The following is a 24,814-nucleotide window of genomic DNA, read 5'->3' as shown; positions in this document are numbered from 1 at the left end:
CCCGGCGGGAAGGTGAATAGTAACTCCCCCGGGGCTCGACGGCCCTGGGCGGCACCATCCGCCCGAAGGGAAAGGAGCTGGGGCGTGCATGGACGTCGCCGTGTACGGCCGGAACATCGAGGTTACGGCCGCCCTGCGGGACTACGTGACGAAGAAGCTGAGCAAGCTCGACAAGCTCATCACCGCACCCCAGGGCGCCAAGGTCGCGATGAGTGTCGAGCGCGGCCGGCACATCGTCGAGGTCACCATCCCGGTGAAGGAAGGTTTCCTGCTCCGGGGTGAAGAAGCGTCCGACAGCATGTACGCCTCCATCGACCTGGTCCTGGAGAAGCTGGAGAAGCAGGTGAAGCGCTACAAGGCCCGGTGGGACCGCAAGCGGGCGGAGCCGTCCGCCGACCTGGCCGCGATGGCCGGGGCCGAGGCCGGGCCGGCGGGCGCCGAGGCGGCCGGCGACGAGTGGGCGTCGCCCGACGAGGACCGCATCGTGCGGGTGAAGCGCTTCGCCATGAAGCCGCAGACGGTGGCGGAGGCCATCATGCAGATGAACCTGCTGGGCCACGACTTCTACGTCTTCGCGAACGCGGAGACGGACCGGTTCAGCGTGGTGTACCGGCGCAAGGACGGGAACTACGGGCTCATCGAGCCGGAACGGTAGGCACGTGCGGTGCGAATCGTCGCCGTAGTCTTCGAGGGAGGGACGGAGCCCCGGGGGGACCTGGGGCTCACGTTGTCGCGCCTCAGGCGGGCGGTCGTCCTCGACACGCTTGAGCGGCTCGTGGGGCTGCGGGGGCTCGCCGAGGTCGTCCTCGCCACGAACTTCCCGGACCTGGCCGCCGAAGCCGTGCGCCTGGGCGTGCGGGTGCATCCGACGGAGCGTTCGTTCCACTTTCACCGGGAGCTGGCGGCGGCGGTGGCCGGGAGCGGGGCGGAGGGAGTGGTCTACCTGAGCGGCGCCGCCGCCCCGCTGCTCTCGGAGGCGGAGTGGCGCTGGGTCCTCGAGGCGCTGTCCGTCCTGGCGCCGTGCGTCGTCGTGAACAACCCGCAGTCGGCCGACCTCGTCGCCTGGGCTCCGGCCGATGCCCTGGGGCGCATCCCGGCGCAGCCCCGGGACAACCTGCTGGGCTATCTCCTGCGCCACGAGGCCGGTCTCACGCGCCACCTGATCCCCAACTCGGCAGCCGTGCATTTCGACCTCGACACCCCGACCGATTACCTGATCCTCGCCGAGTCGGGCCGGGCGGGGCCCCGGGCGCGGGCGGCCCTGGAGGGGATCGACTGGGACCGGAGCCGGCTGCGGGCCGCCGCGGCCGAGCTGCAGCGGGACCTGGCGGAGGTGGCGCTGATCGGGCGGGTCGGGACCGCGGTGGTCGAGTACCTGAACCGGTACCTGCGCCTGCGGGTGCGGATCTTCTCGGAGGAGCGCGGGATGAAGGCCCTCGGCCGGGAGGAGGAGGGCCTGGTGCGCTCGTTCCTGGCCGCCGCTCTGGCCGAGCTGGGCCCGCGCCGGTTCTTCGAGCTCCTCGGCGAGGTGGTCGGTGCCGTCTTCCTCGACAGCCGGGTCTTCTTCGCCCACGGCGGCCGGCGGGTGAGCGAGCAGGACCGGTTCCTGTCCGACCTGGGCCGGGTCGGAGCGATCGGGGACCCCTGGGTGCGGGAATTCACGGCGGCCGCGCTCGAGGCGCCGGTGCCGGTCGTCCTCGGCGGCCACTCGGTGGTGGCGGGGGGCCTGTGGGTGCTGGCCGAGCAGGCCGTCCTCGTCCGGGGAGCCACCGGCGTGACGTACCGGTAACGGGCATCGGGGTCCTCGCCGCCCCAGGTGCGCCGCAGATCGCCGCAAGATCGCCGCTAACTCGTTGACGGCACCTTCTGAATGGTGTAATCTGGTAAAAGCGAGCACCTCGGTCCAGGGTGGGGATAGCGGCTCCGGCTACGGGGGGCGGAGGGATGCAGGTGGCGGATTCGCCTGGAATCAATTGGGAGGAGCGGTATCTGGACCAGATCCAGGCGCGGCTCGATAGCCTCGATCGCGGCCAGGAGGAACTTCGTGCGGCGTTGTCGGCTCTGCGCGCGGAGCTGAGGACCGACATCGCGGGGCTGCGTACCGAGCTCAGGGACGAGATGTCCGGCCTGCGGGCGGAGCTGAAGGCCGAGATGTCCAGCCAGCGGGCGGAGCTGAAGGCCGAGATGTCCGGCCTGAGGAGCGAGATCTCCGGCGTGCGTACGGAGCTCCAGGACGAGGTCTCCGGCGTCCGGACGGACCTGAAGACCGAGGTCTCCGTCCTGCGCGGAGAGATCCGGGCTCTGTCGAGGCAGATCTGGGGCCTCGCCGTCGGTATCCTGGTGACCGTCGTGTCCGTATGGCTGAAGGGTGCCATCTGAGCGGCACGCCGCAGGGTGGCCGGTGCCCCGGCCCACTCGTCCGGCCGCGTTGTTCCCCCGGGGTCCGCATGGTACAATAACGGGGACGCACGGCGGCCCGGCGGGAGTGCGAACCCGGAGATCGGGCCATCCGTCCTGTGGTCGGACATTGTACGATGGCGCAACCGGGAGACGGGAAGCCCGTTCGGGGGTTCCCGCCCCGGTTCCGTTTGCCGGGGGCCGGGTGCCGGCCCGGCGCCCGGGATGCGGGAAAAAAGGTGGGAGCCGGATGTTCGCCACCCTGAAGAAGCTCATCGTGGGGGACGTGAGCGAGAAGACCGTCCGGCGGCACATGCAGACGGTCGCCCGGATCAACGCCCTGGAGCCGGAGTTCGAGCGGCTCACGGACGCCCAGCTGGCGCACAAGACCGTCGAGTTCCGCCAGCGCCTGGAGAGCGGCGAGAGCCTGGACGACCTCCTCCCCGAGGCGTTCGCCGCCGTCCGGGAGGCCGCCAAGCGGACGCTCGGGCAGCGCCACTTCGACGTGCAGCTCGTCGGCGGCATGGTGCTCCACGAGGGCAACGTCGCCGAGATGAAGACCGGCGAGGGCAAGACGCTGGTGGCCACGCTGCCGGCGTACCTCAACGCGCTCCCGGGCCAGGGCGTGCACGTCGTCACCGTGAACGACTACCTGGCCCGCCGCGACGCCGAGTGGATGGGTCAGATCTACAAGTTCCTGGGCCTCAGGGTCGGGCTGATCGTCCACGGGCTCAACCCCGCCCAGCGGCGGGAGTCGTACCAGGCCGACATCACCTACGGCACGAACAACGAGTTCGGCTTCGACTACCTGCGCGACAACATGGCGATCAGCCTGAACGACCTCGTGCAGCGGCCGCTGAACTACGCGATCGTCGACGAGGCGGACTCCATCCTGATCGACGAGGCGCGCACCCCCCTCATCATCTCGGGCCCGGCGGAGAAGCCGACCGAGCTGTATTACACCTTCGCCAAGCTCGTCACGAGGCTGCAGCGGGACGTCGACTACACTGTCGACGAGAAGGAGCGCCGGGTGGCGCCCACGGAAGAGGGCATCGCCAAGGTCGAGAAGATGCTCAACGTGAAGAACCTCGTCGACGAGAACGCCGAACTCTACCACTACTTCCTGAACGCCCTGAAGGCGAAGGAGCTGTTCCACCGCGACCGGGACTACGTCGTCAAGGACGGGCAGGTCATCATCGTCGACGAGTTCACCGGCCGCCTGATGTTCGGCCGGCGCTGGTCGGACGGCCTGCACCAGGCGGTGGAGGCCAAGGAAGGGGTCAAGATCGAGCGGGAGACCCTGACCCTGGCCACGATCACGATCCAGAACTACTTCCGCATGTACCGGAAGCTGGCCGGCATGACCGGCACGGCGAAGACGGAGGAGCAGGAGTTCCGGCAGATCTACGGCATGGACGTCATCGTCGTGCCGACCAACAAGCCGATGATCCGCAAGGACCTGCCGGACGTCGTGTACAAGACCGTCCGGGCGAAGTTCAACGCCGTGGTGGAGGAGATCGTCGAGCGGCACAAGACCGGCCAGCCCGTCCTGGTGGGCACGGTGTCCATCGAGAAGTCGGAGATGCTCTCCGAGATGCTCAAGCGCCGGGGCATCCCCCACCAGGTGCTGAACGCCAAGTACCACGAGAAGGAAGCCGAGATCGTGGCCCAGGCCGGGCGGTTCGGGGCCGTGACGATCGCCACGAACATGGCCGGCCGCGGCACGGACATCCTCCTCGGCGGCAACCCGGCGTTCATGGCCCGGGACCGGCTGCGGCGCGAGGGATACGACGCGGGGCTGATCGCCCGGGCGACGGAGGGTCTACCTTCCGACGACCCTGAGATCCGCAAGCTCCAGGAGCTCTACCGCAGCTACTACGAGGAGTTCAAGAAGCAGTGCGACGCCGAGGCCGAGAAGGTGAAGGCCGCCGGCGGGCTGCACATCATCGGCACGGAGCGGCACGAAGCGCGGCGGATCGACAATCAGCTGCGCGGCCGGGCGGGCCGCCAGGGGGACCCCGGGTCGAGCCGCTTCTACGTGGCCCTGGAGGACGACCTCATGCGCCTCTTCGGCGGCGAGATGGTCGCCAGCCTCATGGAGAAGCTCGGCCTGGAGGAGGACGTGCCGATCGACCACCCGATGGTCTCCCGGGCCATCGAGAACGCGCAGAAGAAGGTGGAGGCGCGGAACTTCGAGATCCGCAAGCACGTGCTCCAGTACGACCAGGTCCTCAACGAGCAGCGCGACCTCATCTACAAGCAGCGCCGGCAGGTGCTGCGGGGGGAGAACCTGCGGGAGTCCGCGCTCGACGCGATCCACAAGGTGTGCGAGCGCCTGGTGCAGCACTACGGGCCCGAGACGCACCCGGAGGAATGGGACCCCCAGCCGCTCATCGACGCCGCCCACGAGGCCTTCTTCCCGGCGGGCGTGCTGAAGCCGGAGGACCTCCGCGGCCTGCGCAAGCCGGAGCTGGCGGAGCGGCTCAAGGCCGTGGCCGAGGAGCTGTACGCCGCCAAGGAGGCCCGCATCGGGCCCGAGCTCATGCGGGAGCTGGAGCGGGCGGTGTTCCTGCGGACGGTCGACGAGAAGTGGATCGAGCACCTCACCGCCATGGACGACCTCCGCGAGGGCATCGGCCTGCGGGCGTACGCGCAGCGCGATCCGCTCATCGAGTACAAGCTCGAGGGCATGGACATGTTCAACGCCATGATCGAGTCCATCCAGGAGACGGTGGCGCAGCACCTGTTCCGGCTGGAGATCGTGCGGCAGGAGGTCCACCCCGCGCCTTCCGTGGCGCCGGGCGGCGCGCCGGGAGCCGTACCCGGCGCCGGCGGCGTTGCCACGGGGGCTCCTGGAGAGGCTGCCGGGCCCGGGCTGCCGGCCGGAGGCCGGCCGGGCCGGCCCGTGGCGTTGCCGCCGGCCCTCGAGTTCAAGCGGCGGGTCACGTTCGAGTCGGGGCCCGGCGCGGAGGCCCGGCCGCAGGCGCCGGCGCGGGCGGCCAAGGCGGTCGGCCGCAACGACCCCTGCCCGTGCGGGAGCGGGAAGAAGTACAAGAAGTGCTGCGGGCGCACCGCCGCCCAGGGGGCGTGATCGCTGCCTATACAGAAGAGCAGGCTACCCAGGCACGCAGGCGGTACCCAGGCGGGAATTGACGGCACAAGGTTAGGGCAGTATCCTCAGAGCAGAAGGACCGCCGTGAGAGGCGGCCTCCTGCCGGGGCACGCAGCCCGGCCAACGCGAGTGGATACCCTACCTACCGGGGAGGGGCGCTGGTGGCGTCAGCGCCCCTCAGCCTTTCTTGGAAGGCTTCCGGCGGCGGCTGGTGAGCAGGTATGCGTTGGCCAGGGCAATGAGGGCCAACGCAACTGCCGGTGCCAGCGTGAGGCTGAGTTCCACCGTCCCACCCCCTTCCGGCACCAGCCAGAGGCTGGCTTGTGCCGGGCGCGTGCCCCACGCGCCGAAAGGGGGCGGCGGGCTGGGTGGGGAAAGCCCCGCAGTTGGAATTCTATCGCAATCGCCCTACCATCTCGAGCCAGGCTGCACTGCACCGAAGCCCTGCAAAAGCGCAGGCCGGGGCATGTCCCCGGCCTGCTTCGGGACCCTCTGGCCTTCGTTGGGCCAACCGCGCACGCTGCGCTACTAGGTCCGCGTCCTGTCCATACGGGGTTACGGGGTTACCACGGCCCGGTGTACATACATTCTGTGCCTGCTTGACCCCGACACGGGGCGGCACATGGCCATCGTCACCCGCGCCGACCGCATCTGCCCGGGGATGCTACGGACCTGCCAACCTGAAGCTGGCCCGGCACCATCGCTGGGGAACCGAGATCTGCGAAGGTCAAAGCCTACCCTTTCAAATCAGCGACGCTTCTGATTTCACCAGGACGAGGTGAATCCAACGTCGCTCACGTACCTCCGAACGGTTTCCAGATCCTCGGGTGTGTCCACGTCGAGGAGGGGGAGGTCGTCGGGCCAGGGGACCACCCGGGTGCAGTCCGGGTGACGGGCGATCACCGCCGATGCCCCCCGGTCGCCGGTGAGGGCGGCCAGCTCGGGGAAGTGGCGCCGGTCGAAGAGCGCCGGGGGCGCCAGCCGGCCGGAGGGGTAGCCCGGCCGGACGATGGTCGCCCCGGGCGGGTCGTGGGCGCGCACGAGCGCCCCGAGCAGCTCCGGCGGGACCAGGGGCTGGTCGCCCAGCAGGACGACGGCCGCCCGCACCTCCGGCCCGAGCGCCGCCACCCCGGCGGCCACCGACCTGCCCATGCCGGCCGGGTGGTCGGGATTGTGCACCGTGCGGACGGGCAGGTCCGCAACCGCCGCGGCGACGGCCTCCGCCGCCGCCCCGGTGACGACCACGACCGGGCCCAGGCCGGCGGCGAGCGCCGCCTCCACCGCCCAGCGCACGAGGGGGCGGCCCCCGACGGGCTCCAGCTGCTTGGGCCGGCCCATCCGGGTGGCGGAGCCGGCGGCCAGGACGACGGCGGCGTAGCCCATGGCGCTAGGCCCCGCCCGCCTGCCGTTCCCACTCGCCCCGCCGCTCGGCGATGCGGGCCGAGATCTCGCCGTACTCGGGGAACCGGTTCCCTTCCTCTTTCTTCGAGAAGAGGAGGGTGCCGTTGCACTCCACCTTGAAGACCCCGCCGCTGCCGGGGATCAGGGCGATCTCGGCGATCTCGGTGCCGAAGCGCCCCACCAGTTCCTCCGCCACACGGGCGGCGCGGGGGAAGTACTTTCAGACGGTGCAGAACTCGATCCGGATGCGCATGGAGAGGCCTCCTCGTCTGCGGTCTGGCGAGGTGGGCCGCGCAGGGCCCGCCCCGCCTCCCTCTACACTACCGCAAACGGGGACCGTGTACCACGTCCTCCCGCCCAGGGCGGTCGGGCACGGGGCTTCTTCACAGCCGCAGCCGCCGGCGCTTCTCCTCCTCGACCTCCCGGGTCGTGCGGAACACCGCCTCCCAGGCAGCCGGGACCTGCTCGGCGAGGAGCCGGACGGCCTCGGCGGTGATGCCGCCCGGCACGGAGATGCGGGCGATCACCTCGTCGAAGGTCATGCCGTCCTCGGCCAGGAGGCGGGCCGTGGCCAGGGCGGTCTCGCGGACCAGGGCCTCCGCCACCGGCAGGGGGAGGTCGGGCTGGGCCTCGGCAGCGGCCCGGGCCATCGCCTGCAGGACGCAGGCCAGGAAGGCGGGGCCGCACGAGGTGATGTCGGCCGCTGTCCGGCCCTGGTGCTCCCGGATGACGAGGGGCCGGGCGATGGGGGCGAGGAGCCGCTCCAGGCGCTGCCGGTCGGCAGGGCGCACCCGGTTCCCGTACATGATCAGCGCGACGCCCCCGCCCACCTGGTGGGCGAGGGAAGGGATCACCTTGGCGACCCGGGCGGCGGTGCGCGCCTCGACCGCCTCGAGGGGGAGCATGTTGCTCAGGATCACGAGGAGGTGGTCCGGGGTGAGGTCGTCCCCGACCTCCTCGAGCGCCGCACCGGTCTCGCCCGGCTTGACGCACAGGAACACGAGCGGGCAGCGCCGGACCACCTCGCGGGCCGGCGCCGGGTGGACGCCCGGGACCTCGCTCGCCAGGCGCTCGAGCTTGGCCGGGGTCCGGTTGGCCGCCCACACCGCGCCGGGGCGGAGCGCGCCGTAGCGGACGAGCGAGCGGATGAGAAGGCTGCCCATGCTGCCGGTGCCGATGAAGCCGACATCCATTTCCGTACCCTCCCGCTCCGCCTTCCAGTTCCAGTCTATTCGGGCGGAAAAGCGTGGTGCCGGGAGAGGGCACGGGTGGCAGGAGCCGTCAGCCGTCCCGGTCCGGTGCCCGGGTACCGGGAGGCCCGTCCGAGGCCGGCCCGGTACCGGCCGAATCCCGGCAGGCCGGACAGTACCCGTAGACGACGAAGCGGTGGCCGGTCACCTGGAACCCCCGGCGGCCAAAGAGCTCCTCGATGCCGGTCACCGGGCAGTGGATGCTTTCCGACCGCCCGCAGCGGACGCAGACGAGGTGGTGGTGGTGGCCCTCGGTGCGGCGCAGTTCGTACCGGGCGAACCCGTCGCCGATCTCGACCTTGCACACCAGCCCGGCCTCGGTGAGGATGTCCAGGTTGCGGTAGATGGTGGAGAGGCTCACCGCGGGCTGGCGCTGGGCCACCCGCCGGTGCAGCTCCTCGGCGGTCAGCATGCCGGGGCTCCGCCGCAGGACTTCGAGAAGCTCCCGCCGCTGGCGGGTCAGGCGGAGTCCCTGCCGCTCGAGGTCCCCGGGTTCCACGGAACTATCCCCCCTGGCCCGCGACCCGCGCGCGGGGCAAGGCCGGCGGCGGGCCATCGCTGTGATCTCCCTGCCCGCTCCTGCCCAGGAGGCGCCAGATCTGCTCGGCCGCGTCCTCGACGCTCGCCGGGGGCGACACGGGCACGCCCCGGCGCTCGAGCGCCGCGAAGAGCTGGATCAGCGCGGGCGGCTCGAGGTTTGCCTCGCTCAGCAGCTCGGGCCGGCGGAACACCTCCAGCGGTGTCCCCCGTGCCAGGATCCGGCCGCGGCTGAACACGTACACCACGTCGGCGATGCGGGGCACCAGGTTGACGTCGTGCGTCGTCACCACCAGCGCCATGCCCCGCTCACGGTTGAGACGGTTGAGGATCTCGATGAGGTCCGCCCGGGAGCGGGGATCGAGATTGTCGAAGGGCTCGTCGAGGATGAGGAGTTCGGGGCGCATCGCCAGCGCTCCTGCGATGGCGACCTTCTTGCGCTCGCCGCCGCTCAGGTAGTGCGGGACCCGGCCGGCGAGGTGCCGGATGCCGACCAGGTCGAGCGCCTCCTCGGCGCGGGCCCGCACCTCGGCGGGGGGCAGGCCGTGGCTCTTGGGGCCGAAGGCGACGTCGTCCCAGACGGTGGGGCCGATGATCTGCTCGTCGACGTGCTGCAGCACCACCCCCACCCGCCGGATGAGCTGCCCGAAATCGCGCTTGGGGTCCAGCCCCAGCACCGTGCAGTGCTGGCACGAGGTCGCGGTGAGGAGGCCGACCATGTGGAGGAGGAGCGTCGTTTTCCCCGACCCGTTGGGCCCCAGGATGGCCACCCGTTCCCCCGGACCCACGACGAAGTCCTGACCGGAGAGGGTGACCTCGCCCCCGCCGGGGTACACGTGGTGGAGTTCGCAGACGCGGACCACGTCGGTCACGCCGGATTCCCTCCTTACCGCAAGGCGGCCGCCAGCGCGACGACGGCCGCCGCCGCCAGGATCGGCAGCCAGTCGTCGGGGGTGGGCCGCCACCAGGCCCGCCCGGCCGGGATGACGCCCCGGTAGCCCCGCAGGGCCAGGATCCGGTGCACGCGCTCGGCCATCTCCAGGGCGTGGACGGCGGCGAGCCCCATCACGGCGCCCACGGTGCGCACGTGGTGGGCCAGGGCGAGGCCGCGGCCGGCGCCCTTGAGGCGGATCGCCGTCAGGGTGCGCTGCACTTCCCGGGCGAGGATGAAGAACGACCGGTACGTGAGGAGCAGCACGTCTCCCAGCACCCCCGGCATGAACAGGCGCAGCGCGGCGAAGACGTCCCCGTAGAACGTCGTGGCGAACAGGAGGAGCACGGCCAGCGCCACGGTCGCCGAGCGGGCGACGACCACCCACCGGGCTTCGCCGGCCGGCACGAGGCCGCTCACCGCGAAGACGCCGGCGAAGACCACGGGGTAGGCGAGGAGCTCCAGGAACTCCTTCAAGGGCAGCCTGGCGACCCACACCAGCCCGAGGAGGAGCGCCATCGCCGCAACATAAAAGGAAGGCGCCGCCCCGCTGAGCATCGCGCCGATCACGGCAGCCACGAGGACGAGCTTGGACAGTGCGGACGCCCGGTGCAGGGGGCTGTGGCCCAGGGCCGCGGCCCGGTCGAGGAAGTCGAGGTGGTGCACCGCGCTTACCCCCTACCGGAGGCCCGGGAGGCCGAGAAGATCCGGCCGCACCCGGGCGATGTAGCCGGTCACGGCCCCGGTGACGGCCGACTCGATCCCCGCCCCGATCAGGAACACGGGCACGGTCGCCGCCAGGAAGGTCCGGATGCTCTGCCCGGGCTCCCCGGCCGCCGGTTCCGGAGTTGCCTCCCCGTGCTCTTCGCCGGCCTCTTCCACGTGAATGACCTGCCAGGGCTGGGCGCCGGCCAGACGTGCCACACCGAGGATGAGGGCCAGGGACAGCGCAAGGGTGACGCCGGCAGCCGCGGCGGCCGCCAACCCGGGCGCCAACCGCCGCCGGAGCCCCGTGAACGCCACGCTGCCCAGCACCGTCTCCGTCACCAGCACCAGGCTGTTCAGGCCGATCACGGTCACGCCGCCATGCCCCATGAGGGCCAGCACGATGTTGACCGTTACCGCCGCCAGCACTCCCAGCGCGGGGCCGAGGAGGATGCCCGCCAGCACGGTCAGGTTGAGGTGAAAGGGGATGAAGCCCAGCGGGACCGACTGGCCGAGGACCATGAGAGCGGCCAGCGCCGCGACGCGGGGCACCCGCGCCGCAGCTTCGGCCCTCGGTACCTGCCTGCTGGCCCAAAGCACGATCAGGCCGGTCACCACGAATCCCAGAAGCAGGTACGGCCAGGGGATCACACCGTCCGGGATCTCGAGGTGGGTCACCGGGCGCCCTCCTTTGCCACCATCAGGTTTCGCGGCGCGTCACCCGCCGATGCCCATTCTACCTGCAAGTCGTTCCTAATGCAAGTCGTTCCTATCTGGGCGTCGGGTTCCGTGTGGTACCTCCCGATGCCATCCCAGGCTGAGCCCCCCGCCGGGCGCGGCCGGCCGGCACCGGCGCCCGGCCAGCAGTGTCCGGCACCCGCTGGCGGGTAGCGGGGACGCGGCCGCTTGGGCGACAACGGCGGTACCGGTACAGGATTTGACCCGCAAACCCCCGGAGTAGGTGGCACAGAACGTGTCCTCGTTCGGGTGCGAAGGGGGCTTGCCGGCCGTCAAGGCGACACATAAGTTGTGTTATGGAACACGGCTCCGGCATTCCGGCCGATCCCCCGACGGTGGAATGCGCCTTCCCGGGTTCACCGGCACAAGGGTTGTGCCAACCCTCCCGGTACTGCCGGCTCACGTTTTGTGCCGGCGCCGTACGGTTGCGGTCGTTCCACGCCGCACGGACTCGTGCGTTGCCCGGCAGCGGCCGCCCGCCGGCGGTGCCCCTGCAGCCGGCCGGGTCATGGCCGCGTTGTGACCCCCGTCCGGCCCATGTTACAATAGGGTGCGAGCGCAGCCCCGCCTCCGGGCGGGGCGATGCGGCGGAAATGGGGGTCTCGTGCATGCTGGAAGACATCGCCCGCCGCGCCGAGCGCATCAAGGCCCGTCTGGCCGAACTCAGGGGGTCTCTTTGACTGGGACGGCCGGCAGCGGCGGATCGGGGAACTCGAAGCCCGGAGCGCCCGTCCGGATTTCTGGGATGACCCGGCGCAGGCGCAGAAGGTCCTGAAGGAACTGGGCAGCCTGCGGGAGCCGCTGGAGCGCTGGGAGGCCCTCAGCCGGCGCGCGGAGGACCTGGAGGTCATGGTGGAGCTGGCCGAGGAGGCCGCGGACCCGGAACTCGGCCAGGAGGCCGCCCGGGAAGCGTCGGCGCTGGAGGAGGACGTCCGCAAGTTCGAGCTGGAGCGGCTCCTCACCGGCCGCTATGACGACCACAACGCGATCCTGACCCTGCACGCCGGCGCGGGCGGCACGGAGGCGCAGGACTGGACCGAGATGCTCCTCCGGATGTACACCCGCTGGGCCGAGGCCCGGGGGTACAAGGTCGAGATCCTCGACACCCTGCCGGGCGAGGAGGCGGGGCTCAAGAGCGCGACCGTCGCCATCCGTGGCCCTCACGCCTACGGCTTCCTGCGCCCCGAGATGGGCGTGCACCGCCTCGTCCGGATCTCCCCGTTCGACGCGGCGGCCCGCCGGCACACGAGCTTCGCGGCCGTGGAAGTGACTCCGGAGGTCGAGGACGACGGCGAGGTCGAGATCCGGCCGGAGGACCTGCGGATCGACACGTTCCGCTCCAGCGGCGCCGGCGGCCAGCACGTGAACAAGACGGAGTCGGCGGTCCGCATCACCCACCTGCCCACGGGGATCGTGGTCTCCTGCCAGCAGGAGCGGTCCCAGATCCAGAACCGCGAGGTGGCCATGCGCATGCTCCGCTCCCGTCTGGCGCAGCTCAAGCTGGAGCAGATGGAGCGGGAACTGGGCCAGCTGAAGGGCCCGAAGATGGAGATCGAGTGGGGCAGCCAGATCCGGTCTTACGTGTTCCAGCCGTACACGCTCGTCAAGGACCACCGCACCGGGTACGAGGTCGGCAACATCCAGGCCGTCATGGACGGCGAGATCGACGGGTTCATCTACGCCTACCTTCAGAAGCGGGCGGCGGGCGAGCTGGTCCGGTAGCAGCGGAGGCGATTCGGTGAGCCGGTGGAGACGCAGCTGGGCTACCGCCGCAGGTGCGGCGGCCCTCGCCGCAGTGACGGCCGCAGGGTTTCTCGCCGTCCGCGCCCGGGCTGCGGCCCGGCCCGCGCCGGAGCCGGGCTCGGCGGACGACCCCGTGGTGACCCGGAGCTTCGTCGAGGAGTACGTCACCCGGGCGCTCCAGGGCCTGGGTTCCGGAGGCGCGGGCGGGTCAGGCGCTGCACCGGTCGGTCCGGGCGTCCCGGCGGCCGCCCCGACCCTCGAGGTCGTCCAGCTGGCCCCCGGCCAGCGGCTGGTGGCCGAGGGCGGCACGGAGATCATCCTGCGTACCGGCCGGGTCAAGGTGGCGACGGAGCCCACGAGCCTGGGCGGCCTGAGCGACCTCACGGCGGGCAGGGACGTGGCCAACGGGCAGGACGTGGCGGCGAACCACCTCCTGCTCGTCCCCCGCTCCGACGGGCGTGGCGTGGTGGCCACCACCGCGGCGATCCTCCTCGTCCGCGGTGCGTTCGCGGTGCAGTAGCACGGAGCCATCGGCAGGGAGGCGCTGCGGCTGGTCCTCAAGCGCTTTCTCGTCATCCTGGAAATGCTCGGTCTCGTGGCGGCGGTCCTCCTGCTGGCACGGCAGCCCGGTCCCGGCCCGGCGGTCGAGCTGGCCGTCGACCTGGGGGCGGTCCGCCGCTTCGCGGCCATCCGGAACCTCGACCCGGGGCGGATCCTCGATCGCTTCCGGGAGGCCGGCGCGACCTCGGCCCTGGTGGGGGAGAAGACCCTGTACGACCTCCTCCAGCAGGGCCAGGCCGGTTATCCCCCGGCCTTCCGGGTGAGCGTCCAGGTGATCGGCGGCGGGGAGGCCGCGGCGCGAGCACGGCTCGACCCCGCCTTCGCGCTGCCGCCGGAAGAGGTCCGGGCGGACGAGACCTACGTTTTCGTCCGGGACAATCCGGAGCTGGCGGCCTGGCTCGAGTCCGCCCTCCGCGCGCGGCTCGGGGCGGAGCGCGTCCGCCGCACGGCCGCCCGGGGCGACCCGTCTCTCGCCGTCCTGGCCGTGCAGGCGCCGATCGGCGACCCGGACCGGCCGTGGGCGTCGGCGCTCCTCGTGATGCCCCTCGGGCACCTGCCCGCCGACGCCGACCTGGTCCGGCGCCACGGCCTGGCGGTCGCCTACGGGGTCGGAAACCCGTTCCCGAGCCTCGTCCGCGCCCCGCTGCGCCCGGCCGACCCGGCCGCGCCCGCATCGGCGCTGGAGCCGGGACGGCCCGTGTACCCGGAGGGTGCCGAGGTTCCCGGCTACCCCGGCCGGGCAGTCGAATTCGGCGCGGCCCTGGCCGGCCGCGGCGCGATCCTGGCGGTGCCGGTGGGCGCCGCGCTGCCGGTCGGACCCGGGGGCACGCTCGCCGCGGCTCCCGGCGGGCCGCTCGGGCTGCGTGACCTCGCTGGCACCCCGGGGCTCTCCGCCGTGCGGGCGCACCGCACCGTGCACGGTGAAGGCCCCGCGGACTGGCTGCGGCTGGCGGCCCAGGACGGGGTGCGGCTGTTCGTCTTCGGCCTCTGGCCCGAGTCAGCCGAGCCGGAAGCGGATCTGGCGCGCCAGACGGCGGCGCTGCGGTCCCTGCGCGCCGCGCTTCCCCGCGCGGGCCTACGGCCGGGGGTGCTGGGCCCCGGGCAGGGCCACGGGAGGCCGGGAGACCCGCGGGCGGCCGGGACTGCCGGCGGGGTCCTCCTGGCGCTGGCCGGGGCGGGGGCCGCGGCCTCCTTCGTACATCTTCTCCTGCGCTTCTGGACGCCGGGGCCGGACCACGGCGTGGCGGCCTACGCGGCGGTGACCGCGGCGGCCCTCGGTGTGGTGGCGTGGGGCACCTGGCTGGCCGCGGCCGGCCCCCCGGATGCCCGGGAACTCGCGGCGCGCCTTCCGCTCGTCACCTGGCCGGCCCTCGGGGTGATGGGGGCCGCGTCGCTGGGGCTCGACGCCCAGGTGAAGACCGCGGCCCTGGTCGCGCGCCAGGGCGCCCGGGCGTTCGACCCGGGGCCGCTGGGGGACCGGATCGTCCTCGGGCAGATGCTCCTGCGGCTCGTGCCGTACGCCGCCGCCGGGGGCCTGGCGGCGCGGGCGCTGGCGGGCAGCCTCCCGGAGCCTGTCGCCCGCCCCGGGGCCGGGCTCGCGCTCCTGCCGGTCATCCTCTACCTGGTGCACTGGGCGTGGCTGCGGGGACCGCGGGCGGTGCGGGACCTGGCCCGGGCCGGCGACCGCCCGGTCCGGGCCGGCCCCCTCCTCGTGCTCGCCGCAGCGGTAGCGCTGGCGGGGGTGGTGGCGCTGGACGCGCTCCTGACGGCCCAGCGCTCGGCGGAGGCAGCCCGGCTGGCCGACACGGCCCCGCCGCCCACCGCTCCCGGGGCGCCGGTGACCCCGGAGCCGGTGCCCTCGCCCCCGGGCGTGGCGGGCGCGTTCGGCCTGTGGGCTCCCCGACCGGTGGAGGTCCTTCTCGCCTACCCGGCGCTGGGCGCGGCGGGGTGGCTCTTGCGGCGCGGCCGCAGCCGGCCCGGGCTCTGGGCAGTCGCCTTGGGCGGGCTGGCGGCTGGCACGCTGGCGACGGCCCTCGCCGGGCCGTGGTCGCCGCTCGGGCGCGAGGCCCTGCGGGAGGCAGCGGGTCTGGTGCTGGGGACGGCGGCCGGGCTGGCGGTGCAGGATGCCCTGCGCCGGCGGGCAGGGGCGGACCGCCGGAGGGCGGCGACATGAGGGGGGCAGCGATGCGTAAGGATGCCTTCGCCCGGCGGTTCGGCGGGGCGCTGATGCTGGTCTCGCTCGTGGCGGCCCTGCCGGTCCTGGTGGTGCGGCACCGGAGCGAGGAGGGCTCGCGCAGCGTGATGCTGGCGGTGGACCTGCCGGCCTTCCGCGACTTCGCGGCCGAGCAGGGGTACCCGCTCGATCGCCTGCTGGCGCAGCTCAAGCAGGCGGGGGTCACCGCCGTGGCGGTTCCGGAGCGCAGCGTGCCCGACCTCGCGCGCAACGGCGCCGCCGCCGTCTTCACGGGCGCCGAGGTCCTGGCGGAGCTCGCGGCGACCGACCGGGCCACCCCCACCCTGCGCCGGCTGGCGCGGGAGGGCCGCCTGGTCGCCTCCCACACGTACGTGGTCCCGGCTCCCGGCACCGACGCCGGCGATCTTCACCGCGCGCTGGCCGCCCGACTCGGGCCGGAGCGGGCCGTCTGGCACCGGCCCGGGCCCGGCGAGGGCGGCAGCGGGGTGATCGAGCTGGACGTCTCCCCGGCGGACCTGGAGCAGTACGGCGCCGGGTGGGACCCGGCCGACTTCGACCTCGTCCACCGCGCCGGCCTCGAGGCGTTTCCCCGGCCGCGGCCCGCACCGGCGGCGACGCCGGCCCTCGTCCGGGACGTCTTCGCCGACCTCGACCGGCTGGCGCCGGAGGCCCGGGCCGTCCTCTTCTGGGGGCGCGAGGTGCTCGGCTTCCGCCGTGACGGGCGCGGCGCGGACGCGCTCGCCGCCGTGGCGGAGGAGGTGCGGCGCCGCGGCCTGTTGATCGGCATGATCGAGCACGCCTCACAGCTCGGATTCGCCCCGCAGGAGGGCGCCGAAGCGGTCGCGCGCGCCGCCGGCTATCCCGTCGCCCGGGTGTACTCCATGGGGCAGGCGGAGATCGAGAAGTTCCGGCCGGAGGTCACGGTGGAGAAGTGGCTTCGCTCGGTGCAGGAGCGGAACATCCGTATCCTCTACCTGCGCCCGTTCCTGGGCTGGCAGGAGCCCGGGCGGAGCGTGGTCGAGACGAACCTCCAGTACTTCTCCCTGTTGTCTCGCCGCCTCGCCGGGCACGGTTACCCGCCGGGCGCTCCGGGCCGCATCGCCCCCTTCTGGACGCCCTGGTGGCAGCGGGGCCTGGTGGGGCTGGGCGCGGTGGGTGCGGGCCTCTACGCGCTCGCGCTCCTGTGGCCGCTGCGCGCGAGCACCGCGGGCCTGCTCGCGGCGCTCGGGATCGGTGGCGCCCTGGGGCTCACCCGCGTGGCGCCGGTCACCGGCCCGCAGGCCCTGGCCCTGGCGACGGCCGTCGTGTTCCCCGCGCTCGGCGGCCTGTGGGTTCTCGCGCGGTGGGGCGCCTCGGCGCGCCGTGACCTCGGCCAGGCCCCGGAGGGCGGACCGGCGAAGCCCGCCGCCCCGGTGAACCTCCTGCGCGAGGGAGCGGTTGCCTTCGTGGCCCTGTTCGGCTTCGCGCTCCTGGGCGGCCTGCTGGTCGCGGGACTCCTGGGCGACGTCACCTACGCCCTCGAGTTTCGCTACTTCCGCGGGGTCAAGCTCGCCTTCGCGGCGCCCCTGGCCCTGGTCGCGCTGGGCTACGTGCTGGCCGGCCACACCGGCCGGCCCGGCGAGATCGCCCGTTCGGCGGCGCGGGAGATCGCCGGCTGGTCGGGCGCCGTCGTGCGCTGGCGGCACGTGGCCCTCGGGCTCCTCGCCGCGGTGGCGGCCTTCTGGTACATCCAGCGCTCGGGTAACTTCCCGCTGGTGCCGGTGCCGGAGTGGGAGCTGGCCCTGCGGTCGGCGCTGGAGCGGGCGCTGGTGGTGCGCCCGCGCACCAAGGAGTTCGCCATCGCCTACCCGGCCCTGGCCCTGGCGGTGGTCTTCGTGCACCGGGGGCTGCGGGCCTGGGCGCTGCCGTTCGTCCTGGCCGCCGTGACCGGCGCCGTCTCCGTGGTCAACTCCTTCTCGCACCTGCGCACGCCGCTCCTCGTGTCCCTCGTCCGCTCCGTGCACGGCCTCTGGCTGGGGGCGCTCGCCGGGGCGGCGGCCGCGGGACTCGCCGCCCTGGTGCTGCGGTGGGTGGAGGGAGCCCTGGGCCGGGAGGGTCGCCCGTGAGCCCCTCGGGGCGGCCGGCGGCCGGCGGCGCTCCGCCCCGGGTCCTGGTCTACGGGTACTACGGTTTCCGCAACGCCGGCGACGAGGCGATCCTCGCCGGCATCGTCCGCGCCTTCCGGAAGGTGGAGCCGGGGACCGAGTTCGTGGTGGTCTCCGGCAAGGCGGCCGAGACCCGCCGGGTGCACGGCGTCGAGGCCGTCTCCCGCAACCGCATCCGGCGCATCTGGCAGGAGATGGGCCGGGCCGACCTCGTGCTGGCCGGCGGCGGGAGCCTCCTCCAGGACGTGACGGGCCTCCGCTCCATCCCCTTCTATCTCGGCCTGGCCGTGATGGCGATGCTCAGGGGGCGGCCGGTCGTGTTCCACGCCCAGGGCGTCGGGCCGATCCGCCGCTGGCCCGGGCGCCTCCTGACCCGGCTGGTGGCGTCCCGGGTGGCGCTCATCACGGTACGGGACCCCGAGTCGGGCGAGTTCCTGTACCGCCTCGGGGTGCGCCACCCCCGCCTCTTCGTGGCGGCCGACGCCGCCCTGGCCCTCGAGCCCGGCGATCCGGCGCGGGGGCGGCGGCTTCTCGCCGCGGCCGGCGTGTCGCTGCCGCCCCGCGACTCCGGCGGGCCGCTCATCGGGGTATCGGTGCGGCCCTGGCCGGGTCGGGGGGAGCCGGGCTGGCACCGCCTGGCCGAGGCCCTTGACGGCCTGGCCCGCCGGACGGGGGGCACGGTGGTCTTCCTTCCCCTGCAGCCCCCCGCCGACCTCCAGGTCGCCCGGGCCGTCGCCGAAGCGATGGCCGAGCCCGCCGCCGTGCCGCACGCGGACGGTTGGACGTACCGCGACGCCCTCGACGCGGTGGCCGCCTGCGACCTCCTCGTCGGCATGCGCTACCACGCCCTGGTCTTCGCCGCCATGGCCGGGGTGCCGCCGGTGGGCGTCTCCTATGACCCGAAGATCGACGCCTTCCTGCGCCAGGTGGGCGCGGTGACGGCGGGCAGCGTGCAGGACCTGGACCCGCAGGCGCTGGTGGAGGCCGGCCTGGCGGCGCTCAAGGGCCGGGCGGTGGAAGGGCGGCGCCTCCGGGCCGTCACGGCGCGACTGGCAGCCGATGCCATGCAGGCCGCCCGGCTCGCCCTTGATTTCGTCCGGCGGAGGAGCTAGCATGAAAAAAGCATCCGACCGGGGTCGGAGCGTGATCCTGGGGGTCGCGGTCGACCGGGTCACCCTGGCCGAAGCCGTCCGCCGCTGTCTGGACTTCGTGGCGAGCGGTGCGCCCCACCTGGTCGTGACCCCCAACGCGGAGATCGTGATGGCTGCCCGCAGGGACCCCGAGCTGCGGCAGGTCCTGCGCCAGGCCGACCTCGTGGTCCCGGACGGCGCCGGCGTGGTGCTGGCCGCCCGCCTCCTCGGGAGGCCCGTGCCGGAGCGGGTGGCGGGCGTGGATCTGGCGGCCGGCGTGCTGGCCGGCGCGCCGCCCGGCACGCGGGTGTTCCTCCTGGGCTCCACGCCGGACACGGTCGCGGAGGCAGCCCGGCGGCTCCAGGCGCGGTACCCGAACATCACGGTCTGCGGCCGGCGCGATGGGTACTGGGCCCACTTCGAACCGCAGGCGGACCGGGAAGTCGTGGCGGCGATCCGCGCCGCCAGGCCGCACGTGCTCCTGACGGGCATGGGGGCGCCGCTTCAGGAGAAGTGGCTCGCCCGCCACCTGACGGAGCTGGCGGTGCCGCTGGCGATGGGCATCGGCGGCGGCATTGACCTCTGGGCCGGGAAGGCCCGGCGTGCCCCCGACTGGATGATCCGCCTGAACCTCGAGTGGGTCTACCGCATCGTCCGCTTCGGCCGCTATCGCCGTTCCTTGCCGCCTCTCATCGGGTTCGCGCTTCGGGTCCTGGCCGAGCGGCTCGGCCTGGGCCCCGGAGGCGGGGGCGGTGACGCAGCCCAGCAGGAGGAACCGCCATGGAGGAAGACTACAGGGAACTGAGGGCGATCGCCCGGCAGATCCGGAAGGACATCGTCCGGCAGGTCGCCGGGGCGCAGTCCGGGCATGCGGGCAGCTCGCTGTCGGCGGTCGAGATCGGGGTGGCGCTGTACTGGCGGGAGATGCGGCTCGACCCGTCCCGCCCCGACTGGCCGGACCGGGACCGCTTCTGCCTCTCCAAGGGGCACGCATCGCCGCTCCTGTACGCGCTCCTGGCCCGCCGGGGCTACTTCCCGCCGGAGGAGCTGGACACGTTCCGGCGCATCGACAGCCGGCTGCAGGGCCACCCGGCGAGGCACAAGCTGCCCGGGGTGGAGATCTCGGCGGGCTCCCTGGGTCAGGGCCTGAGCCAGGCGATCGGCATGGCGCTGGCCGGGAAGCTCGACGGCAAGGGCTACCGTGTCTACGCCCTCCTGGGAGACGGCGAGCTGCAGGAGGGCCAGGTCTGGGAGGCGGCGATGTTCGCCGGCAACCGGCGCCTGGACAACCTGTGCGCGATCGTGGACTACAACGGCCTGCAGATCGACGGGCCCGTGAGCGAGATCAACGACCCGGCGCCCGTTGCCGGCAAGTTCCGGGCGTTCGGCTGGCATGCGGTCGAGATCGACGGGCACGACTACCGCCAGATCTTCGCCGCGCTGGCCGAGGCCCGGGCCACCCGGGAGCGGCCGACCTGCATCGTCGCCCGCACCCGCAAGGGCCGGGGCATCGCCGCCGTGGAGGGCACGGTGAAGTCCCACAGCTGGTACCCGAAGGTGGAGGAACTCGAGGACCTGTACGGCGAGATCGACCGGGAGGACGCGCCTTCTGCGCCGTCCCCGCAGGAGGTGCGTGCACGGTGAGCGTCGTGAGCCAGAAGAAGATCGCCACCCGGCAGGCGTACGGGGAGGCCCTCGTCGAGCTCGGGGAGCGCAACCCCGACGTGGTCGTGCTCGACGCCGACCTCTCCAAGTCCACCTACACGTACAAGTTTGCGGAGCGCTTCCCCGAGCGCTTCTTCAACGTGGGCATCGCCGAGGCGAACATGATGGGCATCGCCGCCGGGCTGGCGCTGGCGGGGAAGATCCCGTTCGCCAGCACCTTCGCGATCTTCGGCGCCGGCCGGGCCTACGACCAGGTGCGCAACGCGATCGGGTACTCGGCCGTCAACGTGAAGATCTGCGTGAGCCACGGCGGCATCACGCTCGGCGAGGACGGCGCCTCGCACCAGATGATCGAGGACCTCGCGCTCATGCGGGCCATCCCGAACATGACCGTGATCGTCCCGGCCGACGCCGTGGAAGCCCGCGCCGCCACCTTCGCCGTGGCGGAGCATCCGGGTCCGTGCTACGTCCGCCTCGGCCGGCCGGCGGTCCCGGTCGTGCTCCCCGAGGACTACGAGTTCCGGATCGGCCGGGCGGCCACCCTGCGGGAAGGCCGGGACGTGGCGATCATCGCCTGCGGGGTGATGGTCGCGCCGGCCCTGGAGGCGGCCGAGGCGCTCGCCGCGGAGGGCATCGGGGCGCGGGTCATCAACATGTCGACCATCAAGCCCCTCGACGTCGGCGCCGTGATCCGGGCCGCCGAGGAGTGCGGTGCCATCGTGACGGCCGAGGAGCACAACGTCCTGGGCGGACTCGGCGGCGCGGTGGCCGAGGTCGTCGCCGACCAGGCGCCCGTCCCGGTGAAGCGGGTCGGCGTCCGGGACGTGTTCGGCGAGTCCGGCAGGCCGGACGAGCTCCTGAAGAAGTACGGCCTCACCGCAGAGGACATCGCGGAGGCCGCGCGGGCCGCGATCGCGCGGCGCGCTCGGGCGGCGGCGCGCTAGCGGCAGGCGCGCCGCGAATTCCCGCCCACGGCGCCCCGGCCGCGGCCAGCCGCCCGGTCAAACTAGTTGGCGGCCCGGTTCTGCGCGACACGCCGGGCCGGGGGTGAGCGGGCGTGACGGTGGGTTCCAAGCTGCACCAGGCCCTGTCGCAGGCGGAGAGCCTGAAGGCCCAGCTGGAGACCTTCGGGCACGACACGCAGGACCCGAAGGTCAAGACGCAGTTCTACCAGATGGCCCAGGCGATGGAGCAGCACGTGATCGGCAGCCTGCGGAGCCGCGTGAACCACGTGGAGTCGCAGGAGCCCCAGTACAAGGTCAGGCAGCAGGCGGCGCAGCAGGCCGGGGCCCGGCCTCCGGTGCGGGGCTAGGGTGCGGGCGCCGGGATCTGCCGCCGCAGCACGAGGCCAGAGGCCGGGGTACGTGCCCCGGCCTCTGGCCTTGGTGCGAACCAGAATTCGACTGCAAACCCGTAGCAGGAAGCGAAGGTTTGCTTGTCGAAGATCACCCAGGTAAATGTTGACGGATAATGTATCTTTTCCACGTGGAACCCTTCAACACCAACCACATCCGGGAGTGGGAAACCCGTGGTCCGGTTTGTCCGCGTCAGCAAACAGTACCCCGGGCAGTCCCGCCCTTCACTGCGTGACATCACCCTCAACGTGGAGCGGGGGGAATTCGTCTTCATCGTCGGTCCCAGCGGGGCCGGCAAGTCCACCCTCACCCGCCTGATCTACCGGGAAGAACTGCCGACGAGCGGGCAGGTGATCGTGGGCGGGGTCAACGTCACCCGGCTTCGCCCCTCCCAGGTGCCGTACCTGCGCCGGAACATCGGGGTGATCTTTCAGGATTTCAAGCTCCTGCCGGAGCGGACGGTGTACGAGAACGTGGCCTTCGCGCTCCAGGTGACGGAGGCCTCCTACCGGGAGATCCAGCGCCGGGTGCCGGCCGCGCTCGAGCTCGTCGGGCTCCTCGACAAGGCGCACCAGCGCGCCCAGGAGCTGTCCGGCGGCGAGCAGCAGCGGGTCGCGGTCGCCCGGGCGATCGTCCGTAGCCCCAGCCTCGTGCTGGCCGACGAGCCGACGGGCAACCTCGACCCCGACAACTCGTGGCAGATCATGAAGCTCCTCCTCGAGATCAACCGCATGGGTACCACCGTGATCGTGGCGACCCACGCCCGGGAGATCGTGGACGCCCTGCAGCGAAGGGTGGTGGCGCTTGAGGACGGTGTCCTGGTCCGCGACGACCAGAAGGGATCTTACGGCTATGCCATTTAGCCCGTGGGCCTGGTCCCTCCGCCAGGCGGTCGCCAGCCTCGGGCGCAGCGGCCTCATGAGCCTGGCGTCGATCTCCACGGTGGCGATCTCCCTGCTCGTGCTGGCCGTGGTGGTCCTGCTGGCCGTGAACGTCAGCTTAATGGCCGGCAGCGTGGAGTCGCAGCTTCAGATCAAGGTGTACCTCGACACCGACCTGACCGAGGGGGAGAAGGCGGCGCTGGTCGAGCGCCTGCGCCGCCTGCCCGGGGTGGAGTCCGCCACCTACGTGCCGAAGGAGCAGGGCCTCGAGCTGATGCGCCAGCGCCTCGGCCCCAACGTCGTCCAGGCGCTGGAGGCGAACCCGCTGCCGGACGCCGTCGATCTGCGCCTCGAGCGCGCCGACGCCATCGCCTCCGTGGGCGAGGCGGCCGCCCAGTTGCCCGGCGTGTGGCGCGTCCGCTACGGGCAGGGGGTCGTGGAGAAGGTCCTGGCCGTCACCCGGATGGTCCGGGCGGCGGGGATCGCGCTGGTGGTCCTCCTCGCTTTCGCCACGGTGCTGATCCTCTCCAACACCATCCGCCTGGCGGTCTTCGCCCGTCGGCGCGAGATCGCCATCATGAAGCTCGTCGGCGCCACCGACTGGTTCATCCGGCGCCCCTTCGTCCTGGAGGGGATCCTCCTCGGGACGCTCGGCGCGGGGGTGGCGGTGCTCGTCACCTACTTCGGCTACGACTACGTGGTGCGCACCCTTTACGTGAACATGCCCTTCCTGCCGGTCGTACCCCCCGGCGCCATCGCCCTCGACCTGTCCCTGGGGCTTCTCGCCCTCGGTGCCCTCCTGGGGGCTGCCGGGAGCTTCCTGAGCCTGCGCCGCTTCCTGAAGGTGTAGACATCCCGGGCCCCGGGCCCGGACGCACGGAGGTGTCCCGCGCCTTGCGAGCCGCGCCCCTTCGCCGCGCCGTTGCCCTGATCCTGACCGCCGCTGCCCTCGCGCTGCCTGCCACGGTCCGGGCCGATTCGCTGGAGGACCAGATCCGCCAGGCCCGGGAGCAGCAGGCGCAGCTCGAGGCGGAGCGGCGTGCCGCCAGGGCCCGGCTGAACGAGCTGGACCGCAAGGTGCAGGACGCGACCCTGGCGTACCGGCGCGCCCTCGACGAGCTCCGGGCCACTCAGGCCGAGGTCGCCCGGCTGAGCCGGGAGCTCGAGGCCGCCGAGGCCGACCTTGCCGCCGCCGAGGCCGAGCTCGAGCGCGTCACGGCCGAACTGGCGAAGAAGCAGGAGGCCCTTGGCAAGCGGGTCCGGGTGGCATACGTGGACGGCCAGGTGGAGTACCTGGAGGTCCTCTTCGGGGCCACGAGCTTCTCCGACTTCCTCAGCCGCTTCGAGTTCCTGCAGCTCATGGCCGAGCAGGACAGCCGTCTGGTCGCCGACGTCCGCCAGATGCAGGCCGAAGCCGCCGCCCGGCGCCAGGCGATGGAAACCCGGCGCAACCGGGTGGCCGCGCTGCGGGACCAGGCCGCCCGCCGGCGGGAGGAAGCCCGCATCCAGGAGGTCAAGGCGAACCAGTACAAGGCCGACCTGGAGGCGGCGCGAGCGAGGGTGCGGGCCGAGCTTGACGAGATCGACCGCCAGAACGCCCTGATCGCCAAGCAGATCGCCGAGTGGAGCCGCCAGCTGGCCCGGGCCCGGGGGCAGATCGTCTTCCAGTGGCCGGTCTCGCCGGTGCGGGTCACGAGCCCCTTCGGCGAGCGGTGGCACCCCATCGCCCAGCAGCGGCGGATGCACTGGGGCATCGATCTTGCGGCAAGCTACGGGCAGCCGGTGCGGGCGGCTGAGTCCGGCCGGGTGGTCTCGGCAGGCTGGCGGGGCGGTTACGGGAACACGGTGATCATCCTGCACGGGACGGTGGGCGGGGTCACCTACGCGACCCTGTACGGTCACAACTCCCGGCTGGCGGTCAGCGCCGGTGACGAGGTGAAGGCGGGCCAGGTCATCGCCTACGCCGGTAGCAGCGGGTACTCGACGGGCCCGCACGTGCACCTCGAGATCTGGGCGAACGGCAAGGCCGTCGACCCGCTCCCGTACCTGCCGAGGTAGCCGGCCTTCGCG

General features: G+C 72.8%; 22 protein-coding genes and 1 pseudogene. 16 read left to right on the top strand and 7 right to left on the bottom strand.

Annotation, left to right across the window (positions count from 1 at the left end; genetic code table 11):
* The first annotated feature begins 88 nt into the window (after window positions 1–88).
* From hpf to secA, 4 genes are all read left to right on the top strand, one after another.
* Window positions 89–655 carry a ribosome hibernation-promoting factor, HPF/YfiA family gene (gene hpf, locus caldi_RS13895; RefSeq protein ID WP_264842350.1) on the top strand — a complete coding sequence of 189 codons (567 nt, stop codon included), beginning with the start codon at window positions 89–91 and terminating at the stop codon, window positions 653–655.
* A 9-nt stretch (window positions 656–664) separates the two neighbouring features.
* Window positions 665–1,789: a hypothetical protein gene (locus caldi_RS13890; RefSeq protein WP_264842348.1), complete on the top strand. Its 1,125-nt coding sequence runs from the start codon at window positions 665–667 to the stop codon at window positions 1,787–1,789.
* 161 nt (window positions 1,790–1,950) lie between these two features.
* Window positions 1,951–2,379: a coiled-coil domain-containing protein gene (locus caldi_RS13885; protein ID WP_264842347.1), complete on the top strand. Its 429-nt coding sequence runs from the start codon at window positions 1,951–1,953 to the stop codon at window positions 2,377–2,379.
* A 268-nt stretch (window positions 2,380–2,647) separates the two neighbouring features.
* The gene (gene secA, locus caldi_RS13880; RefSeq protein WP_319951765.1) at window positions 2,648–5,488 is read left to right on the top strand and encodes a preprotein translocase subunit SecA; all 2,841 of its coding nucleotides are present in this window, start codon (window positions 2,648–2,650) and stop codon (window positions 5,486–5,488) included.
* A gap of 786 nt (window positions 5,489–6,274) precedes the next feature.
* On the opposite strand, the gene caldi_RS13875 is transcribed toward secA, so the two are convergent.
* The 7 genes and pseudogenes from caldi_RS13875 to caldi_RS13845 form a co-directional block, all read right to left on the bottom strand.
* Entirely contained in the window at window positions 6,275–6,892 is a 618-nt protein-coding gene (locus caldi_RS13875) for a nucleotidyltransferase family protein (RefSeq protein ID WP_264842346.1), read from the bottom strand.
* 4 nt (window positions 6,893–6,896) lie between these two features.
* A pseudogene (locus tag caldi_RS13870) lies at window positions 6,897–7,118 on the bottom strand (SelT/SelW/SelH family protein); the annotation flags it as partial.
* A 175-nt stretch (window positions 7,119–7,293) separates the two neighbouring features.
* Window positions 7,294–8,103, bottom strand: a complete 810-nt coding sequence (locus caldi_RS13865; RefSeq protein ID WP_264842345.1) for a pyrroline-5-carboxylate reductase dimerization domain-containing protein — start codon at window positions 8,101–8,103, stop codon at window positions 7,294–7,296.
* 88 nt (window positions 8,104–8,191) lie between these two features.
* Window positions 8,192–8,659 carry a Fur family transcriptional regulator gene (locus caldi_RS13860; RefSeq protein ID WP_264842344.1) on the bottom strand — a complete coding sequence of 156 codons (468 nt, stop codon included), beginning with the start codon at window positions 8,657–8,659 and terminating at the stop codon, window positions 8,192–8,194.
* 4 nt (window positions 8,660–8,663) lie between these two features.
* Complete coding sequence (locus caldi_RS13855; RefSeq protein ID WP_264842343.1) at window positions 8,664–9,569, bottom strand: energy-coupling factor ABC transporter ATP-binding protein; 906 nt, start codon at window positions 9,567–9,569, stop codon at window positions 8,664–8,666.
* Window positions 9,570–9,583: 14 nt separating this feature from the next.
* Window positions 9,584–10,294, bottom strand: a complete 711-nt coding sequence (locus caldi_RS13850; protein WP_264842341.1) for an energy-coupling factor transporter transmembrane component T family protein — start codon at window positions 10,292–10,294, stop codon at window positions 9,584–9,586.
* Window positions 10,295–10,306: 12 nt separating this feature from the next.
* A complete protein-coding gene (locus tag caldi_RS13845; protein WP_264842340.1) occupies window positions 10,307–11,011 on the bottom strand; it encodes an energy-coupling factor ABC transporter permease in 705 nt (234 codons plus the stop codon).
* 668 nt (window positions 11,012–11,679) lie between these two features.
* On the opposite strand from caldi_RS13845, the gene prfB reads away from it, so the two are divergent.
* The 12 genes from prfB to caldi_RS17675 all read left to right on the top strand — a co-directional run bounded on the left by prfB (window position 11,680) and on the right by caldi_RS17675 (window position 24,802).
* A protein-coding gene (gene prfB / locus caldi_RS13840; protein WP_406568088.1) for a peptide chain release factor 2 occupies window positions 11,680–12,793 on the top strand; the annotation gives its coding sequence in 2 pieces (ribosomal slippage) (window positions 11,680–11,748 and window positions 11,750–12,793; 1,113 coding nt in all).
* Between the two features lie 16 nt (window positions 12,794–12,809).
* A complete protein-coding gene (locus tag caldi_RS13835) occupies window positions 12,810–13,334 on the top strand; it encodes a hypothetical protein (protein WP_264842339.1) in 525 nt (174 codons plus the stop codon).
* Window positions 13,335–13,409: 75 nt separating this feature from the next.
* Window positions 13,410–15,548 carry a DUF5693 family protein gene (locus tag caldi_RS13830; protein ID WP_264842338.1) on the top strand — a complete coding sequence of 713 codons (2,139 nt, stop codon included), beginning with the start codon at window positions 13,410–13,412 and terminating at the stop codon, window positions 15,546–15,548.
* A gap of 11 nt (window positions 15,549–15,559) precedes the next feature.
* On the top strand, window positions 15,560–17,674 hold the full coding sequence (locus tag caldi_RS13825) for a DUF5693 family protein (protein ID WP_264842337.1): 2,115 nt from the start codon (window positions 15,560–15,562) through the stop codon (window positions 17,672–17,674).
* The gene (csaB, locus tag caldi_RS13820) at window positions 17,671–18,825 is read left to right on the top strand and encodes a polysaccharide pyruvyl transferase CsaB (protein WP_264842336.1); all 1,155 of its coding nucleotides are present in this window, start codon (window positions 17,671–17,673) and stop codon (window positions 18,823–18,825) included. The genes caldi_RS13825 and csaB overlap by 4 nt, the downstream gene beginning before the upstream one ends.
* Before the next feature lies 1 nt (window position 18,826).
* Window positions 18,827–19,648 (top strand): WecB/TagA/CpsF family glycosyltransferase, encoded by an 822-nt coding sequence (locus caldi_RS13815; RefSeq protein WP_264842335.1) that lies wholly within the window; start codon window positions 18,827–18,829, stop codon window positions 19,646–19,648.
* The gene (locus caldi_RS13810) at window positions 19,624–20,487 is read left to right on the top strand and encodes a transketolase (RefSeq protein ID WP_264842334.1); all 864 of its coding nucleotides are present in this window, start codon (window positions 19,624–19,626) and stop codon (window positions 20,485–20,487) included. Before caldi_RS13815 ends, caldi_RS13810 begins: the two co-directional genes overlap by 25 nt.
* Window positions 20,484–21,452, top strand: coding sequence for a transketolase family protein (locus caldi_RS13805; protein WP_264842333.1), 969 nt, complete (start codon window positions 20,484–20,486; stop codon window positions 21,450–21,452). The genes caldi_RS13810 and caldi_RS13805 overlap by 4 nt, the downstream gene beginning before the upstream one ends.
* A 113-nt stretch (window positions 21,453–21,565) precedes the next feature.
* Window positions 21,566–21,820, top strand: a complete 255-nt coding sequence (locus caldi_RS13800; protein ID WP_264842332.1) for a DUF1657 domain-containing protein — start codon at window positions 21,566–21,568, stop codon at window positions 21,818–21,820.
* Window positions 21,821–22,036: 216 nt separating this feature from the next.
* On the top strand, window positions 22,037–22,726 hold the full coding sequence (ftsE, locus tag caldi_RS13795) for a cell division ATP-binding protein FtsE (RefSeq protein ID WP_264842331.1): 690 nt from the start codon (window positions 22,037–22,039) through the stop codon (window positions 22,724–22,726).
* The gene (ftsX, locus tag caldi_RS13790; protein WP_264842330.1) at window positions 22,716–23,594 is read left to right on the top strand and encodes a permease-like cell division protein FtsX; all 879 of its coding nucleotides are present in this window, start codon (window positions 22,716–22,718) and stop codon (window positions 23,592–23,594) included. Before ftsE ends, ftsX begins: the two co-directional genes overlap by 11 nt.
* A 44-nt stretch (window positions 23,595–23,638) precedes the next feature.
* Window positions 23,639–24,802 (top strand): peptidoglycan DD-metalloendopeptidase family protein, encoded by a 1,164-nt coding sequence (locus caldi_RS17675; RefSeq protein WP_319951763.1) that lies wholly within the window; start codon window positions 23,639–23,641, stop codon window positions 24,800–24,802.
* Window positions 24,803–24,814 lie beyond the last annotated feature (12 nt).

It is taken from the genome of Caldinitratiruptor microaerophilus, from assembly GCF_025999835.1.
GTDB lineage: Bacteria > Bacillota > Sulfobacillia > Symbiobacteriales > ZC4RG38 > Caldinitratiruptor > Caldinitratiruptor microaerophilus.
The sequence above is the reverse complement of the archived record's forward strand: the minus strand, read 5'-3'. Positions and strand labels throughout refer to the sequence as shown.

Excerpts from the sequence above, each read along its gene's own strand:
- ftsX (WP_264842330.1), top strand. The coding sequence starts at position 22,716 with ATGCCATTTAGCCCGTGGGCCTGGTCCCTCCGCCAGGCGGTCGCCAGC.
- caldi_RS13865 (WP_264842345.1), bottom strand. The coding sequence starts at position 8,103 with ATGGATGTCGGCTTCATCGGCACCGGCAGCATGGGCAGCCTTCTCATC.
- caldi_RS13875 (WP_264842346.1), bottom strand. The coding sequence starts at position 6,892 with ATGGGCTACGCCGCCGTCGTCCTGGCCGCCGGCTCCGCCACCCGGATG.
- caldi_RS13825 (WP_264842337.1), top strand. The coding sequence starts at position 15,560 with ATGCGTAAGGATGCCTTCGCCCGGCGGTTCGGCGGGGCGCTGATGCTG.
- caldi_RS13810 (WP_264842334.1), top strand. The coding sequence starts at position 19,624 with ATGGAGGAAGACTACAGGGAACTGAGGGCGATCGCCCGGCAGATCCGG.
- hpf (WP_264842350.1), top strand. The coding sequence starts at position 89 with ATGGACGTCGCCGTGTACGGCCGGAACATCGAGGTTACGGCCGCCCTG.
- secA (WP_319951765.1), top strand. The coding sequence starts at position 2,648 with ATGTTCGCCACCCTGAAGAAGCTCATCGTGGGGGACGTGAGCGAGAAG.
- caldi_RS13815 (WP_264842335.1), top strand. The coding sequence starts at position 18,827 with ATGAAAAAAGCATCCGACCGGGGTCGGAGCGTGATCCTGGGGGTCGCG.